This window comes from Glycomyces mayteni, from assembly GCF_042428885.1.
Lineage (GTDB): Bacteria > Actinomycetota > Actinomycetes > Mycobacteriales > Micromonosporaceae > Glycomyces > Glycomyces mayteni.
The window spans coordinates 915,827-932,297 of the sequence record NZ_JBHMBP010000001.1 but is presented as its reverse complement, the minus strand read 5'-3'; the positions used below and the strand labels follow the sequence as shown (position 1 = coordinate 932,297).

The 16,471-nt window shown below is 71.6% G+C and carries 13 protein-coding genes; 7 read left to right on the top strand and 6 right to left on the bottom strand.

The features are described from left to right. Window positions 1-163: 163 nt before the first annotated feature. The 4 genes from ACFFXY_RS04415 (at window position 164) to ACFFXY_RS04400 (ending at window position 5,333) form a co-directional block, all read left to right on the top strand. Window positions 164-1,444, top strand: coding sequence for an extracellular solute-binding protein (locus ACFFXY_RS04415; protein ID WP_382346220.1), 1,281 nt, complete (start codon window positions 164-166; stop codon window positions 1,442-1,444). Beyond that, the gene (locus ACFFXY_RS04410; protein WP_382346218.1) at window positions 1,441-2,424 is read left to right on the top strand and encodes a carbohydrate ABC transporter permease; all 984 of its coding nucleotides are present in this window, start codon (window positions 1,441-1,443) and stop codon (window positions 2,422-2,424) included. Before ACFFXY_RS04415 ends, ACFFXY_RS04410 begins: the two co-directional genes overlap by 4 nt. Next, window positions 2,421-3,263, top strand: coding sequence for a carbohydrate ABC transporter permease (locus ACFFXY_RS04405; protein ID WP_382346216.1), 843 nt, complete (start codon window positions 2,421-2,423; stop codon window positions 3,261-3,263). Before ACFFXY_RS04410 ends, ACFFXY_RS04405 begins: the two co-directional genes overlap by 4 nt. A 129-nt stretch (window positions 3,264-3,392) precedes the next feature. After that, window positions 3,393-5,333: a beta-propeller domain-containing protein gene (locus ACFFXY_RS04400; protein ID WP_382346214.1), complete on the top strand. Its 1,941-nt coding sequence runs from the start codon at window positions 3,393-3,395 to the stop codon at window positions 5,331-5,333. On the opposite strand, the gene ACFFXY_RS04395 is transcribed toward ACFFXY_RS04400, so the two are convergent. The 3 genes from ACFFXY_RS04395 to ACFFXY_RS04385 all read right to left on the bottom strand — a co-directional run bounded on the left by ACFFXY_RS04395 (window position 5,330) and on the right by ACFFXY_RS04385 (window position 9,198). Beyond that, window positions 5,330-7,120 (bottom strand): ABC transporter substrate-binding protein, encoded by a 1,791-nt coding sequence (locus ACFFXY_RS04395; RefSeq protein WP_382346213.1) that lies wholly within the window; start codon window positions 7,118-7,120, stop codon window positions 5,330-5,332. The two genes, ACFFXY_RS04400 and ACFFXY_RS04395, sit on opposite strands and share 4 nt — an antisense overlap. Window positions 7,121-7,420: 300 nt before the next feature. After that, window positions 7,421-8,260, bottom strand: a complete 840-nt coding sequence (locus ACFFXY_RS04390; RefSeq protein ID WP_382346212.1) for an ABC transporter permease — start codon at window positions 8,258-8,260, stop codon at window positions 7,421-7,423. Next, window positions 8,257-9,198, bottom strand: coding sequence for an ATP-binding cassette domain-containing protein (locus ACFFXY_RS04385; RefSeq protein ID WP_382346211.1), 942 nt, complete (start codon window positions 9,196-9,198; stop codon window positions 8,257-8,259). Before ACFFXY_RS04385 ends, ACFFXY_RS04390 begins: the two co-directional genes overlap by 4 nt. Before the next feature lie 86 nt (window positions 9,199-9,284). Between ACFFXY_RS04385 and ACFFXY_RS04380 the strand changes: the two genes are divergently transcribed. Further along, window positions 9,285-10,049, top strand: coding sequence for a TetR/AcrR family transcriptional regulator (locus tag ACFFXY_RS04380; protein ID WP_382346210.1), 765 nt, complete (start codon window positions 9,285-9,287; stop codon window positions 10,047-10,049). A gap of 8 nt (window positions 10,050-10,057) precedes the next feature. Here the strand turns inward: ACFFXY_RS04380 and ACFFXY_RS04375 are convergent, their stop codons facing one another. The 3 genes from ACFFXY_RS04375 to ACFFXY_RS04365 all read right to left on the bottom strand — a co-directional run bounded on the left by ACFFXY_RS04375 (window position 10,058) and on the right by ACFFXY_RS04365 (window position 13,186). After that, on the bottom strand, window positions 10,058-11,158 hold the full coding sequence (locus ACFFXY_RS04375; protein WP_382346209.1) for a DUF4253 domain-containing protein: 1,101 nt from the start codon (window positions 11,156-11,158) through the stop codon (window positions 10,058-10,060). Between the two features lie 234 nt (window positions 11,159-11,392). After that, on the bottom strand, window positions 11,393-12,130 hold the full coding sequence (locus ACFFXY_RS04370; protein ID WP_382346207.1) for an SGNH/GDSL hydrolase family protein: 738 nt from the start codon (window positions 12,128-12,130) through the stop codon (window positions 11,393-11,395). 228 nt (window positions 12,131-12,358) lie between these two features. After that, window positions 12,359-13,186 carry a diacylglycerol kinase family protein gene (locus ACFFXY_RS04365; RefSeq protein ID WP_382346205.1) on the bottom strand — a complete coding sequence of 276 codons (828 nt, stop codon included), beginning with the start codon at window positions 13,184-13,186 and terminating at the stop codon, window positions 12,359-12,361. A 126-nt stretch (window positions 13,187-13,312) separates the two neighbouring features. Between ACFFXY_RS04365 and ACFFXY_RS04360 the strand changes: the two genes are divergently transcribed. Both ACFFXY_RS04360 and ACFFXY_RS04355 read left to right on the top strand, forming a co-directional pair. After that, entirely contained in the window at window positions 13,313-14,599 is a 1,287-nt protein-coding gene (locus ACFFXY_RS04360) for an adenylosuccinate synthase (RefSeq protein ID WP_382346203.1), read from the top strand. 67 nt (window positions 14,600-14,666) lie between these two features. Then, the gene (locus ACFFXY_RS04355; RefSeq protein ID WP_382346201.1) at window positions 14,667-16,469 is read left to right on the top strand and encodes a DUF7779 domain-containing protein; all 1,803 of its coding nucleotides are present in this window, start codon (window positions 14,667-14,669) and stop codon (window positions 16,467-16,469) included. Window positions 16,470-16,471: the final 2 nt, after the last annotated feature.

Below are 16,471 nucleotides of genomic sequence, written 5' to 3'. Positions count from 1 at the left end.
CAGCAGCGATGTTACCGATCCCTTACGCGGCATGGGATGGCGAATAGAGACCCCCTTCACTTTCCATGACGTCGCAGGTACCATGATCGCATCGAAAGTTTCCGATACTTCTTCTGAAACTTCCGGAAGCACGTACCCTCATCCCTCGAAAGGAACGCGCCCGATGCGAAATCCCCTTCTCCGGCCCCGAGCGCTCGTCGCGGCCGGTGCGGCCGCAGCCCTCGCGCTGACCGCCGCCGCGTGCGGCGACAGCGGCGAGAGCGACGCCGACATCACCTGGTGGCACATCCAGAACCAGGACCCGCTCATGTCCACCTGGCAGGAGTTCGCCGACGACTTCGGGGCCGACAACGACGTCACGTTCGACGTGCAGCCCATCGAGAACCAGGCGTTCAAGGACCGCATGGGCACCGCCTCCCAGTCCGGCGACGTGCCCGACATCTTCCACACCTGGGGCGGCGGCGTCCTCGCCGAGCAGGTCGAGGCCGGGCTCGTGCAGGACCTCACCGGCAAGCTCGACTGCATCGACCAGATCAACCCGATCGCCCTGGAGCCCTACACGATCGACGGCAAGCTCTACGGCATGCCGTTCGACGCCGGGGTCGTCGGCTTCTGGTACAACATGGACCTCTTCGCCGACGCGGGCATCGACGCGCCGCCCGCCACCTGGGACGAGTTCCTCACCGACGTCCAGCTCCTCAAGGACGCCGGGATCGCCCCCATCGCCCTCGCGGGCGCCGACCAGTGGCCCGGCCACTACTACTGGACCTACCTCGTGATGCGCACCGTGGGCCTCGACGGCCTCGAAGCCGCGGCCGAGGCCGGGGACTTCTCCGGCGAGGGCTTCGTCCAGGCCGGGCAGATGGTCGCCGACCTCGCCGCCCTGGAGCCGTTCCAGCCCGGGTTCGAGTCCGCGACCTACGGCGAGGCCGACGGCCAGTCCGCGGTCATGGGCGAAGGGCTCGCCGCCATGGAGCTCATGGGCCAGTGGGCCCCGCAGGCCCAGCGCGACAACTCCGGCACCGACGGGCCCGAGAACCTCGGGTTCTTCCCCTTCCCGACGGTCGAGGGCGGCACCGGGACCACCACCGAGTGGCTCGGCGGCGGCAACGGCTACGCGGTCGCCGCGGACGCGCCCGACGAGGCCCTCGACTTCCTGTGCTACCTCATGGAGCCCGAGAACTACGCCCGCGCGATCACCGAGGGCAACCTCACCCCGGTCGCCGTCGACACCGCGGCCGTCGCCCCGGACCTGAACGCCGACACCCAGAAGGTCGTGGACGCGCTCGCCACCGCCACCGGCACGCAGCTCTACCTCGACCAGGCGTACCCGCCGGCCATCGGCGGCGTCATCAACGAGGCCACCGAAGGGCTCATCCTGGGCCAGCTGACCCCCGACGACTTCGTGTCGATGGTCAACGAGGCGTGGGCGGCCGAGGAGTGACGACCACGGAGTCCCCCCGGGTCTCCCCGGGGCGCCCGGACCGCCGCGAGGGCACCCGCCCCCGCAAGCGGTCCGGGCGCCCCGGCGCGGGGACCCTCGCGTCGTTCATCGCGCCCGGCCTGGTCCTGTTCCTGCTGTTCGTGATCGTGCCGGTGCTGTTCGCCGCGTACGTCGCGTTCTTCCGCTGGAACGGGCTCGGCGGCGTCCCCACCGACTTCGTGGGCCTGGAGAACTTCCGGAACCTGATCCAGGACGAGGTGTTCCTCGGCGACCTGTGGCGCCTGGGCCTCATCGTGGTCCTGTCGCTCATCGTGCAGCTCCCGATCTCCTTCGGCCTGGCGATGCTCCTGCACCAGCGGTTCCCCGGGCGCACCGCGTTCCGCCTCCTGTTCTTCGTGCCCTACGTGCTCACCGAGGCCGTCACCGCGGTCCTGTTCCGCCTCGTGTTCTCCCCGCGGCGCGGCTTCGCCGACTCGCTCCTGGCGAACCTCGGCGTGGACTCCCAAGTCGGGTGGCTCTCCGACCGCGACATCGTCATGTTCGTGATCTTCGGCATCCTCACCTGGAAGTTCTTCGGGTTCCACATGATCCTGTTCCTCGCCGGGCGCCAGAACATCCCCGACGAGCTGTACGAGGCCGCCGCCATCGACGGCGCCACCGGCGCCCAGGCGTTCCGCTCGATCACCCTGCCGCTCATGGGCCCCACGGTCCGCATGATCGTGTTCCTGTCCGTCATCGGCAGCGTGCAGCTGTTCGACCTGGTGTACGTGCTCACCGGCGGCGGGCCGTTCCACGCCTCCGAGACCCTCGCGATCACCATGTATGAGCAGGGCTTCCAGCGCAACCAGATCGGGTACGCGTCGGCGCTGTCGATCGCGATGTTCCTCATCAGCCTCGTGTTCGCGCTGTTCTACCAGCGGTTCGTCCTCAACCGCGACCTCCAGGGGTCCATCACCACCGCCGGAGGGTCCCGCCCATGAAGGTCACCACGCGCCGCGCGAGGCTCCTGCGGCACACCGGGTTCTACGTCGCCGCGTTCGTCACCACCGCGTTCGTGGCGACCCCGATCCTGTTCGCGCTCCTCGGCGGCTTCAAGGACAACCAGCAGCTGCGCGAGAACGCGCTGGGCCTGCCGAGCCCGTGGAACACCGGGAACTACACCGACGTGCTCGCCTCGGACGCGTTCTGGCGGCAGGTCTTCTCCTCGGTGTTCATCGCGCTCGTCACCACGTTCATCGTCGTCGCGTGCTCGGCGATGATCGCGTTCGTGTTCGCGCGCTACGCGTTCCGCGGCCGCGAGGGCCTGTTCACGCTGTTCGCCGCGGGCATGATGTTCCCGTTCGCGGTGGCGGTCCTGCCGCTGTTCATCATCCTGCGCAGCTTCGAGCTGCTCAACAGCCCGTTCGGGGTGATCCTCCCGCAGGCCGCGTTCGGCCTGCCGCTGACGATCATCATCCTGCGCACGTTCTTCCGCTCGATCCCCGCCGAGGTCGAGGAGGCCGCGACGATCGACGGGGCCGGGCCGTGGCTGTTCTTCTCGCGCATCCTCCTGCCGATGGCGCGGCCGGTGCTCGCAACGGTGTCGGTGCTCGCCCTCGTCGGCTCATGGAACTCGTTCCTGCTGCCGCTCGTGGTGCTCCAGAAGTCGACCTGGTGGACGCTCCCGCTGGGCGTCACCCAGTTCAGCGGCCAGTACGCGTCCGACACGGCGAAGGTCCTCGCGTTCGTCATGCTCGCGATGCTCCCCGCGCTGGTCTTCTACGGCTTCGCCGAGCGCCACCTCATCAGCGGACTGACCTCGGGCGGCACGAAGGGTTGAGACGGCCGCCCGAGACGGGGCCCGGGACTGTGCTCATTTATGGCACGCAAGCTCTGCCATGACCTGGAACTCCCGGGCCCTTTTTCGCGCCCGGGGGAACCGGGGAGGGGCGGGCGGCGTCCCACCGGCATGAAAGCGAAACTCCTCACCGCACTCGCCGGAGCGGCCGCCCTCGCCGCCGCCGGGTGCACCTCCCCTCAGGGCGAGGTCGACCTCGACGTCGACGCCGTCCCGTGGGTGCCCGCCTCCGCGCAGCTCGCCTCCTACGGCGGCTGCGACGAGGCCCTCGAAGGCATCCAGAACGCGGCCGTCGCGATGATGGCCCAGTGGCAGGCCGGCGAGTACTTCGCGAGCGGCTTCGCCGAGGACGGCGTCGCCCGCGAGGAGGGCGACCTGTCCGCGGCGGGCGACAGCGCCGAGTCGCCGACCGCCGCGGCCTCGGACTCCTACTCGCAGACCAACAACGCGGTCGCCGGGGTCGACGAGCCCGACATCGTCAAGACCGACGGGACGTTCGTCTACAGCGTCCTCCAGAACGAGCTGCGCGCCGTCGACACCCGCTCCGGCGAGGTCGTCGCCGAGCACCGCTACGACGACATGTCCTGGGACCACGAGCTGTTCCTCGGCGACGACGAGCTGCTGGTCATGTACACGCAGGACCGCCAGGACGACGAGGCGTACTACAGCGAGTTCACGATCGACCGGCTCGACCCCGCGACCCTGGCCGTCCTCGACACCTTCGCCATGGACGGGTCCATGGTGGACGCCCGGCTGGTGGACGGGGAGGTGCGCCTCGCGGTGTCATCGCAGCCGAGCATCGAGCCGGTGCAGGACGTCCTGTACGACGCCGACGCCGACCTGGAGGACCTCAAGGCGGCCGTGGCGGCCACGGACCTGGAGGACTGGGTGCCGGGCTTCAGCGTCAACGGCGAGGACGGCGAGGTCGACTGCCGCGACATCGCCCACCCCGACCGGTTCAGCGGCTCGGCCGTGACCGTGTTCGGGCTCAGCGCCGACGGCGGCTGGGAGGGCGTCGAGCCGCACACCGTGATGGCCGACAGCGACACCGTCTACGGCACCACCGAGAGCCTCTACCTCGCGCACTACGACTACGGCTGGGGCGCGGCGGAAGACGGGGAGGAACCGCAGTCCGAGACCGAGCTGTACCGGTTCCACTTCGAGGGCGGCGAGCCGCGCCTTGCGGGCGAGGCGACGGTGGCCGGCTCGCTGCTCAACCAGTACTCGCTCAGCGAGTACGACGGGCACCTGCGGGTCGCGACCACCGAGAACGACGCGGTGTGGGGCTGGTGGGGCGGGTGCGGCCCGGCCGCCGACTGCGCGTGGGACGGCGGGTTCGCCGCGGGCGAGGTCGCCCCGGCCGAGCCCGAGCCCTCGAAGTCCACGGTCACGGTGTTCGCCGTCGGGGACGAGGCCCTCACCGAGACCGGCTCGGTCACCGACCTCGGCGTCACCGAGCAGATCTACGCGGTCCGCTTCATCGCCGACACCGCGTACATCGTGACGTTCCGCCAGACCGACCCGCTGTACACCGTGGACCTCTCCGACCCCGCGAACCCGGTCGTCACCGGCGAGCTGAAGATCACCGGCTACTCCGGGTACCTCCACCCGGTGGGGACCGACCGGCTCCTGGGCGTGGGCCAGGAGGCCACCGAGGACGGCGTCACCACCGGCCTCCAGGTGAGCCTGTTCGACACGGCCGCACCGGAGGCGGCGGTCCTCGACCAGTACTTCCGCGAGAACTCCGACTCCTCGGTCCAGTGGGACCCGCACGCGTTCCTCTACTGGGACGACGCCGGGATCGCCGTCCTGCCCGTCACCGACTGGGGCCGCGACTACGCGAACTGCCGCACCGGGGTCGTCGTCCTCGCCGTCGGCGCCGACACGGTCGAGCAGGCCGCCTGGATCGAGCAGGAGGTCGACGACCCCTACAGCGAGGGCGTCGTCCGCACCCTCGTCGTCGGCGGCCAGCTCTGGACCCTCTCCGCGGCGGGCCTGCAGTCCAACGAACTCGGCGGCGGCTACGCCGAGACCGCCTGGATCGGGTTCTAGAAGACCGGGGGGATGGAAGAGGGCCCGCGCCGCCTTTCGGGTGGCGGCGCGGGCCCGTTCCCGTCCGGTAACTCGACGGGGGTGATGCCGGTGAGCATGCGGACCGCGCCGAAGCCCCACATCTCGTCCCACATGCTGGCGTAGACGGCGCCGGAGTCGGCGGTGGGCCAGCCGGTCCAGACGGCGTTGCTGGCCTGGGACCAGGCGCCGTTGTACCAGACGGGGATCGCCGGGAGGTCGCGCAGCGCGAAGCGCTCCAGCTCGGCGATGATCTCCAGGTAGCGGGGGTCCTCGGTGGCGACGGTGGAGAGCTCCTGCGTGAGCTCCCAGGCGTCCTCGTTCTCCCAGCGGGAGTAGTTGCCGGTGAGCTGGGCGTCGGCGACGGGGAGCTGGAAGAGGTACCGGAAGTGGCTCCACGGCGAGTTGGTGAGGCGGCTGTCGTTGTTGACCAGCAGATCGAAGTCGCCGCCGGCGCGGGCGGCGTCGACGTCGGCGGCGTCCACGGACTCGGCGCGCACGTCGATCCCGGCGTCCACGAGGTCGGAGGCGATGGAGCGGGCGGCGTCCTCCCAGTCGGTCCAGCCGGTGGGGACGATGAGCCGCAGGGAGAACGGCTGGCCGTCGCGGTCCTCCACGAACCCGTCGCCGTCCTCGTCGGCGTACCCGGCGGCGCCGAGGATCGCCACGGCCTGGGACGGCTCGAAGACGAACCCGTCCTCTTCGAGCGCCTCGGGGTCGTAGTAGCGCTCCCAGACCGGGAGGAGGCCGGTCGGGTGGGCCTCGGTGACCATGCCGCCGTAGACGGCGTCCACGATCTGCCCGGGGCTGACGGCGCAGGCCATGGCGCGGCGGAACTCCGGGTCGTCGAGGGGCGCGCGGGTGGTGTTGGGGATGAGCATCGCCGTGTTCGCGGGGGCCATGAACGGCGGCTTGTCGTAGTAGGTGGTGAGCGCGGGGTCGCCGGAGAGGAAGTCGGCGACGCCGGGCATGAAGTTGTTCGCCAGGTCGAGGCGGCCCTCGATGAGCATGTTGAGGATGTCGGCGTTCGAGGGTGTCACGAGGTCCACGATGAACCGGGGCCGCACGTCGAGGCCGAGCGCCTCGGTGGCCCACCAGCCGTCGCGCTTGACCCAGGCGATGCGCCCCTCGTCGAAGGAGTGGACGCGGTAGGGCCCGGTGACGACGGGGTCGGGGCCGAGGGCGCCGGTGAGGACCTCCTCGGGGTCGAGGGCCGCGAAGACGTGCTTGGGCACGATCTCGTTGGTGTACAGGAAGTTGTCCCATTCCTGGTGGCGCGCTTCGGTGAAGCGGCACACGAGGGTGAGCTCGTCCACGACCTCGACCGATTCGAGCCAGTCCCAGACCCCGCCGAAGGGGACGCCCTCGGTCCTCCCCAGCTCGAACGTGTAGGCGACGTCCTCGGCGGTGAGCGACTCGCCGTCGCTCCAGTCGATCCCGGCGCGCACCTTGAGCTCGAACTCGCGCTCGCCGGTCCACGTCCCGGACTCGGCGAGCCAGGGGGTGAGGGCCTGCTCCTCGACGTCGTAGAGGAAGAGGTACTCGTAGCCGAGCCCGTTGAGGCCGGTGACGCCGCCCGCGGTGACCGGGTTGAAGTCGCCGGGCGGCCCCCAGGCCGTGCCGGTGGTGTACAGGGTCTCGCCGCGCGGGAAGTCGTCGATCGCGAGGCGGTCGGCGTCGCCTTCGGCGGCGGGCTCGTCGTCGCTGCACGCGGCGGTCGCCAGCACCGCGGTGGCGGCGAGCGCGGGGAGGTGTCTCCTCTTGGTCATGTCGGTTCTGCTTTCCGTCGAGGGATGACCGGGCGCCGGGTACGCGAGGCCGAGGTGAGGGAGCCTCGCGGTGGAAGAACGTTAGCGCAGAATGGAAGCGCTGTCAGGCCGGGCCTTTCGCTGAATCGCCGGAATTGCACGGATAAATACATCGATTGCGCAATCGTCTTCGCAAACGCTCCCATGGAATTGCGGATTTCGGTGCGGAATCGATACCGATAAAACTCGTAACATGCGGGAGGGCCCGCGCCGGAGTGCGGCGCGGGCCCGTTCCTGTTTCCCTTCAGGTCCGTGCGGCCCCTAGCGGCCGAGGTCGCGGAAGCGGCGCACCCCCAGGGGAAGGAACACCGCGGTGATGACGAGCGGCCAGACGATCGCGGCGAGGAGGGCGTGCTGCTCGGGCCAGGAGGTCCCGGCGGCGACGGGGTTGCCGAACAGCTCGCGGATGGCGGTCGCGGTGGCGGACACGGGGTTCCAGGCGGCGACGGCCCCGAGCCAGCCGGGCATGAGCTCGGGCGGGGTGAACACGGAGGAGACCATGCCGAAGGGGAACGCGAGGGCGAAGAGCGTCCCGGCCTGCTCGACGTTCTTGACCAGGAGGCCGAGCCACACGCCGATCCAGATGAGCGCGAAGCGCAGCCACAGCAGGAGGGCGAACGCGCCGAGCGTCTCGGCGATCGTGCCGCCGGAGCGCCAGCCGATGGCGAGGGCGATGAGGCTGAGCACGAGGAGGTCGACGGCGGCCTGGACGGTGTCGGTGATGTTGCGGCCCACCACGACCGCGGAGGAGGCCATGGGCATGGACCTGACGCGGTCGATGAAGCCCTTCTCCTTGGCGTAGGCGACGGCGGTGGCGGTGTTCATGAACCCGAAGGCCATGGTCATGGCGAACATGCCGGGCATGGCGTAGGCGACGTAGTCGACGCCGGCGCCCTGGCCGGTGACGTCCATGGCGGAGCCGAAGACGTACACGAACAGCAGGACCATGACGATCGGGAAGCCCAGGGCCCATGCGAAGTTCGCGGGCTGGCGCAGGATGTGGGTGAACTCCTGGCCGACGATGGCGCGGTAGTCGTGGAGCGTCCACTTGATGCGCCCGGCGAGGGTCTCGTCGGGGAGCGGGGCGAGGCTGGTCGTCACTGGTTCTCCTTGTCGCCGATGAGGTCGAGGAAGGCTTCGTCAAGAGTCGGGCGGCGCAGGCCGATGTCGGCGACGGTGATCCCGGAGTCCTGCACGGCGGTGGCGGCGGCGGTGAGGGCCGCGACGGGGTCCTTGACGGCGGCCGAGACGGAGGCGGCGCCGGCGGCGACGTCCCCGTCGGCGACCTTCGCCGCAATCGCCTGGAGCGCGGGGAGGTCGGCGGGGTCGGCCGCGACGATCTCCAGCCGGTCGGCGCCCATGCGGCGCTTGAGCCCGGCGGGGGTGTCGTCCACGAGGTTGCGGCCGTGGTCGATGACGGCGACACGGTCGCAGAGCCGGTCGGCCTCGTCGAGGTAGTGGGTGGTGAGGACGACGGTGGTGCCGTCGGCGGCGAGCCCGGAGACGGCGTCCCAGACCTCGCGGCGCCCGGCGGGGTCGAGGCCGGTGGTGGGCTCGTCCAGGAACAGGACCTGCGGGGCGAGGATCATGCTGGCGGCGAGGTCGAGGCGGCGCTTCATGCCGCCGGAGAAGTGCTTGGCCTGGCGGTCGGCGGCCTCGGCGAGGCCGAACTGGTCGAGCAGCTGCGCGGCGCGCTCCCTGGCGCGGGTCTTGTTCAGCCGGAACAGCTTCCCGAAGAGGACGAGGTTCTGGCGGGCGGTGAGGAGGTCGTCCACGGCGGTCTGCTGGCCGGTGAGGCCGATGCGGCGGCGCACCTGGCGGGCGTCCTTGGCGACGTCGAACCCGGCGACCGCGGCGCGCCCGGTGTCGAGGCGCAGCAGCGTGGTGAGGATGCGGACGGTGGTGGTCTTCCCGGCGCCGTTGGGGCCGAGGAGCCCGAGGACGGTGCCGGACTCGGCGGCGAGGTCGAAGCCGTCGAGCGCGGCGGTGTCCTTGAATCGCTTGCCGAGGCCGGCGGCCTCGACTGTCGTGGTGGTCATTGCCTGGTCTCCCTGAATCGGGTACGTTGTACCCAGTAATAGCATACGACGTACCCGGTTTGCAAGCGCGATATCATGAGGCCCCTATGGCGACACCACAGACGGGGGCGGGCGACCCCACACGCAGCCTGGAGCTGCTCTGGCGCGAGTTCGCGCCGCAGCCGAGCCGGCCGGGCCCGAAGCCGAAGCTCACCGTCGACCGGATCGTGGAGGCCGCGATCGCCGTGGCCGACCGCGAGGGCTCGTGCTTCGGGATGCGCAGCGTCTCGGCCGAGCTGGGCGTGGGCGCCATGACGATCTACCGGTACGTCCCGGGCAAGCACGAGCTCATCGACCTCATGGTCGACCGGGTCTCGCGCAACGACGGCGACGAGGCGCTGCTGGAGGGCCTGGGCTGGCGGGACCGCCTGGAGCTGCTCGCCGAGGGCACGTGGGAGGTGTACGGCGCGCACCCGTGGCTGCTGGAGATCAACCAGCGCCGCCCCGTGTTCGGCCCGGACTCCATGGCGGGCTACGACTTCGCGATCAGCGCGTTCGAGGGCCACGACCTGCCCGACCGGGAGGTCAACCTCGTCATCACGGCCATCATGAACCTGGTGACGGGCACGGCCCGCCAGTACCTCATGCGCGACAGCGCCGAGGAGGCCCCGGTCGCCGACGAGCGCGAGTGGTGGGCGAAGCAGGAGCCGTACCTCAACCGCGCCTTCGAGTCCGGCATGTACCGGCACATCCAGCGGTTCGCCGACGAGTCCGCATGGGACGTCACCGCCCACCAGGCGATGCGGTACGCCCTGGAGCGGTTCCTCGACGGCCTGGCGCCCCGCATGGAGGCGGCCCGCCGCGAGGCGTGACTAGCGGCCTAGGCCCACCGGAAGTACCAGGCCTTCGACCGGATCATGTGCTCGGCGAGGTCCTCCAGGGTGGGGACGCCGGAGTCGAGGAGGTCGGGGCAGTACGCGTACGCCTCGGAGGCGACGGCGATGGCCTCCTCGGGCGCGGGCGGGCGCGGCACGTACAGCTCGACGACGTCGTAGGTCATGGCGACCAGCTCGGCCTCGAAGCGGCGGTTCCAGCTGCGCAGGACCGCGGCGTGCTCGGCGCCGTACAGCTCCCAGTTCGTGGAGCCCTTCCACGGGAACATCGCGGGGATCTTCCAGCCCGCGTCGGTCTGCACCAGGCCCAGCAGGCCCTCCTGCTGGGGCGTGGCGAAGTCGGTGTCGCCGCGGCGGGGCAGGATCGGGACGCCGCGGGCGGGCTCCCCGGCCTCGGCGCCCTTCTCGTGGAGCAGTTCGGCGGCGTCGATCTCGTCGGCGCGCGCGAGCTCGTCGTCCCCTTCGTGGACGATGGCCTCGCCGTTGTCGCGCCACTCGGCGGGCGCGCCGAGGAGCACGGGCATCCACCCGGTCTGCTCGGCGGCCTGGCGGATGTCGAGCCACCAGCGCAGGGCCTCGGACGCGCGGACCCCGAACGCCCACATGGCGGTGTCGCCGCGGCGCACGAGCTGGTGCATCTTGGGGACGGCCAGCCCGGCGGCGCGCAGGTCGGCGCGCGGGGACCCGGCGATGTCGAGGTCCTCGGAGTCGATGCGCGGCATCATCTCGTCGCGGCCGGTGCCCGGCTGCCGGGGCGGCTCGGGCTTGTCCAGTGTGAGCAGTTCGCGGCGGGGCCGTTCGGGCACGAAGATCTCATCGGTGGATTCGGGCTGCGCGGGCACCGGCGGCGGCCCGTCGTCAGCGCTGTCGGGCAGGGGGTCGGGCGCGAGGTCGGGCACGAGCCGGAGTCCGGTCGCGGGCGCTGCGGTGGTGATGCTGTCCTCCTCCAGGTCGGCCGGGGAGGGGTCCGGGCCGGTCTCGGGGGCGGCGTCGCCGAGCGCGCCCGAGGACGCGCCGGGCTCGTTCACATCGCCGGGCGCGCTGCCGGGCTCGGAGGCAGGTTCGGGTTGGGCGGCGGGATCTGGCACTGAATCAGGTGTGTCCCGGCGCCCCAACAGACGCTGGAGGAGTCCCACAATGAACCATGATGCCCTGTCTCGGCCGGAAGCGCCACGCCCACCCCCGAAGAGGGGCAGGCGAATCCGCCGAGGAGGGCTCGCGTCAGCGGCCCCGGCCCTTCTTGAACAGCAGTCCGAAGAAGAACGCGCAGGTCAGGATCACGACCATGATCGCGAGGAGTTTGAACATGATGGCCATGGCGGTCACTTCACCTTGGTGAGGTCGGGGCGTTTGGGGGTGACGGCGTCCCCAGAGGACTTGCCGGTGAGGCGGCGCTTGACCCAGGGGGCCAGGTGCCTGCCGGCCCACTGGACGCCGTTCATCTCGCGGCGGGGCCGCGGGAGGTCGGGGAGCGGGTCGAGCCATGCCGGGTCGGGCGCGACGCCGAGGGCCAGGCACACGTCGTGGGCGACGCGCCGGTGGCCGAGGGTGTTCATGTGGAGGCGGTCGACGGCCCACAGGCGCGGGTCGTCGAACGCGCGGTCCTCCCACAGGTCGACGAGGATCGCGTCGTGGCGCTTGGCGACCTTCCGGTACGCCTCGTTCATGTCCGTGAAGCGCTTGCGGAGCATGCGCATCCCCGGGATGTGGGGGGTGACGTCCGCGCACGTGAAGAGCACGACCTGCGCGCCGGAGGCCTTGAGGAGCCGGACCACCTCGTGCGCGCGCGTCGCGAGGGGCACGTGGTTGTAGCCGGGCCGGAGCGCGTCGTTGGCGCCGGCCGCGAACGACACGAGGTCGGGGCTCTGCCGGATCGCGGGGACGACCTGCTCGTCCACGATCCGGTCGAAGAGCCTGCCGCGGACGGCGAGGTTCGCGTACGCGAACCCGGGCCACTCCTCGGCCGCGCGCTCCGCGAACAGGTCGGCCCAGCCGCGGTCGCGTCCGCCGTCGGGGTCCGGATCGCCGACCCCTTCGGTGAAACTGTCGCCGATGGCCACGAAACTCGTATACGCCGCCGCCACTGCCCGCCACCTCCATGTTCGCCGTGCGCCGGGTCGAGCACCCCGCGCTGCTCTCGCAAGAACGCTGCCTTGTGGGCGCTGACCAGCATGCCTCACCTAGATAACGATCGTATTTCAATCAGGTGGCGAGGTCGGGCACAGCGGTCGATACGACGCAGGAGGCCGCGCGTCGGATCGCGGTGTCCCGTTCGGCCGCTTGGGGTCTCAGGCCGCGTACCACCCGGCGGCGCCGGGCTCGACCCACCAGGTGCGCTTGCGGGCGAGCTGCCCGGCCAGGCCGTCCTGCACATAGGTGACGGTGTCGGCCGGGTGGACGGCGACGGCGCGGCCCCTCGCGCGCCGCACCTCGATGCGCAGGCGCTTCCTGAACCGCCCGGCCATGACCGGGACGGCCACCGCCACGTCGATCCTCCCGTCCGCGGGGTCCGGCTCGGCCAGGACCATGTCGTCGGCGGCCGCGTACCCGTCGGCGTTGGCCACCACGCACGCGAGGATCTGCTCGGACCCGTCGGCGAGGACCACGTCGTCGAGGTTGACCACGCCTCGCCACGGCCGGTCGCCGCCGCCCAGGCGCACCCCGTCGACCGCGACGCCGCCGCCGTCGTGGCGCATCAGGTCGGTGCGCCTCACCGCCCCGGCGGCCACGGCCTCGGCGACCTCGGCGGGCTTCTCGGGCAGGCCCAGCCGCACCACGATCCCCGGGACCGTCCCCAGCGGCAGCACCGCGAGCGCGGGCAGGTCCGGGACCGTGCGCCCCTCCGGGAGGCCCTCGGGCCGCTTGCTGGGCGCGGGCATCGCGAGCCGGGTGAGGCGCGCGACCACCGCGTTGACCTGCTCGTCGGTGTCGGCGGCCAGGACGATCCGCTCCTGGGGGTCGGCCACGGCGGCGTCCACGTCCTCGGGCGTGCGCGCCTCCACGGCCCGCACGCTCGCGCCGCGGGCCTTCAGCTCGTCGGCCAGGTGCAGCGCCTGGGTGCGCGGCCCGGGGTTCGAGCAGTCGGACTCCACGAGTGTCAACACGACGACGTTCACCCGACCGACTCTACGGTGTGACGGGGACCCGCTTCATAGTGCTTGGGCCTGCTGAGACCCCAGATAAACGAATGCAAGTAGGCTTGGCAGGTAATCGGGTGATCAACTTCCCGGGAGGATGGGCAGATGCCGGCGATCGCGGTCGTAGGAACGCAGTGGGGCGACGAGGGCAAGGGCAAGGTCACCGACCTGCTCGGCGCCGAGATGGACTACGTCGTCCGCTACCAGGGCGGCAACAACGCCGGACACACGGTGGTGACCCCCGACGGCACGAAGTACGCGATCCACCTGGTCCCGGTCGGCATCCTCACCCCCGGCGTCGTCCCCGTCATCGGCAACGGCGTCGTCGTGGACCCGAAGTTCCTCATCGCCGAGCTCGACGAGCTCACCGCCGGCGGCGTCGACGTCTCGAACCTCAAGCTCTCCGCCGACGCGCACCTCATCATGCCCCACCACCGGGCCCTCGACCGCGTCGTCGAGCGGTACCTCGGCGGCGCCCGCATCGGCACCACCGGGCGCGGCATCGGCCCCGCCTACGCCGACAAGGTCGCCCGCCAGGGCATCCGCGTGCAGGACCTCCTCGACCCGAAGATCCTCTCCATCAAACTGGAGCAGATCCTCCGCGAGAAGAACCAGATCCTCGTCAAGGTCTACAACCGCAAGGCCATCGACCCGCAGGCCGTCGTCGAGGAGTACCTCGGGTACGCCGAGCGCCTCAAGCCCTACATCGCCGACACGCGCCTCCTGCTCAACCAGGCCCTCGAAGCGGGCAAGAACGTCCTCCTCGAAGGCGCCCAGGCCACGATGCTCGACGTCGACCACGGCACCTACCCGTTCGTGACCTCCTCCAACCCGACCACCGGCGGCGCCTGCGTCGGCACCGGCATCGCGCCGAACAAGATCACCACCGCCATCGGCATCATCAAGGCGTACACGACCCGCGTCGGCTCGGGCCCCTTCCCCACGGAGCTGTTCGACGAGTTCGGGGAGTTCCTCCTCAAGAAGGGCGGCGAGTACGGCGTCACCACCGGCCGCCGCCGCCGCTGCGGCTGGTTCGACGCCGTCCTCGGCCGGTACGCCGTGCGCGTCAACGGCATCACCGACCTGTTCGTGACCAAGCTCGACGTCCTCTCCGAACTGGAGCGCGTCCCGATCTGCGTCGCCTACGAGGTCGACGGCGAGCGCGTCGAGGAGATGCCCATGACGCAGACCGGCGTCCACCACGCCAAGCCCGTGTACGAGTACCACGACGGCTGGTTCGAGGACATCTCCGCGTGCCGCAAGTTCGACGAGCTGCCCCGCAACGCCCAGACCTACATCGAGCGCCTCGAAGAGCTCTGCGGCGCACGGGTCTCCGTCGTCGGCGTCGGCCCGGGCCGCGAGGAGAACATCATCCGCCACCCCATGATCTGAACCTGAACGCGAAGGGGGCGCCCGCGGGCGCCCCCTTCCGCGCGCCCGCCCGGAGTACCCTGCCCCCATGCCCGAGAACACCGCCCCCAGACCCGGTTTCACGGTCAACGACCCGAAGGTCCACAACCTCATCCAGGGGCAGGAGGTGCACCTGCACCAGCCGTTCCAGGCGCACGCGTTCGCCGACGGGCCGCTCCTGGTCGGCCGCATCCCCAACGCCGCCCCCGCCCGGATCGACCGGGACGTCCCGGTCGCCGAAGAGGGCCCCACCGTCCTCACCGGCCTGACGGGCACCGGCAAGTCCGAGGCCGCCGCCGCGTACGCCCGGAAGGTCTGGAACGCAGGCGAACTCGACCTCCTCGTCTGGGCCGCCGCCGCCGACCGCGAAGGCATCGCCGCGGCGTTCGCCGAAGCCGCGGCGGCCGTGCGCGGCGACGGCCCCGGCGACGCCGAGGACGCGGCCGCCCGCTTCCTCAACTGGCTCGACCGCCCGAACGCGCCGCGCTGGCTCGTCGTCCTCGACGGCGTGACCGATCCCGACCACCTCGCGGGGCTCTGGCCGCCCGAGACCTCCCGCGGCAGGACGATCCTCACCACCCACGTCCGCAGCGCCGCCCTCGACGGCCACCGCGTCCGCCTCGGCCCGTTCACCCCCGAGGAGTCCGCGTCCTACCTGGAGCGGCGCCTGAGCGCCCGCGCCCTCGACGGCGCGGCCGACCTCGCCGCCGCGTTCGGCCACCTCCCGCGCGCCCTCGCCCTCGCCGCCGCCCACCTCCTCGACCGCCCCGGCGCCACCTGCCGCGGCTACCTGGAGGCCGTCCCCGAGACCGCCGCGCCCGCCACGGCCGCGATCCACCCGGTCGTCAAGAGCGCCGCCCGCGACGACCTGCCCCGGCTCGCCTCCTCGGTCCTGGAACTGGCGTGCAGCCTCGACCCCGACGGCATCCCGCTCGCCCTGTTCACCTCCGACCGCGCCCTGCGGACCTTCACCGACGTCGCCAGCGGCCCCTCCGGCACGCCGCCGACCCGCGCCGACGTCGAGGACGCGCTCGCGGACCTGCACCGGCTGTCGCTCATCGACATCGACGGCGACGCGGTCCGCGTCCACCCGCTCGTGCAGCGCGCGGCGGGCGAGACCCTGGAGCTGCGGGGCCGCGAGGCGACGATCCGGATCGCGGCGTACGCCATGCACGACCTCTGGCCGGGCGAGGACGACCCCGGCAGTGCCCTCTTCATCGCCAACGTCGAACGGCTGCTTGCGAACACGCAGGGCTCGCTGTTCGCCGACGAGCGCGCGAGCACGGTCCTGTTCGACGCGGTCCGGCGCATCGGCACGGTCCGGCCGGTCGCCGACGCCGTCGCGTACGCCGAGCGGTTCGCCGCCGCGTGCGAGACGCACCTGGGCGCCGACCACACGGACACCCTCGACGCGCTCGCATGGGCCGGCTACTGGCACGGCGAGTCGGACCGCCCGGAGGTCGCGATCCCCATCGGCGAGCGGGTCCTGGAAGCGCGCCTGCGCGTCCTCGGAGCCGACCACGCCTCGACGTTCACCGTCCGCAGCAACATCGCCCACTGGCGCCAGCGCTCCGGCGACGCCGCCCGGGCGGCCGCGGACTTCGCGTCCCTGGCCGACGACGCGGCCCGCGTCTTCGGCGCCGACGCCGAGCGCACGTTGAAGGCCCGCACCGACCACGCGGCCGCGCTGCGGGTGGCGGGCGAGGTCGACGCCGCGTTCGCCGCGTACCGGGCGGCCCTCCCCGACCTCGACCGCGTCCTCGGCCCCGATCACGTCGACGCGCGCAGGGCCCGCACCGCCCTCGCGGACCTCCTCCCGGACTCCGGCGACGCCCTGGCCGAGGAGGGGTAGCG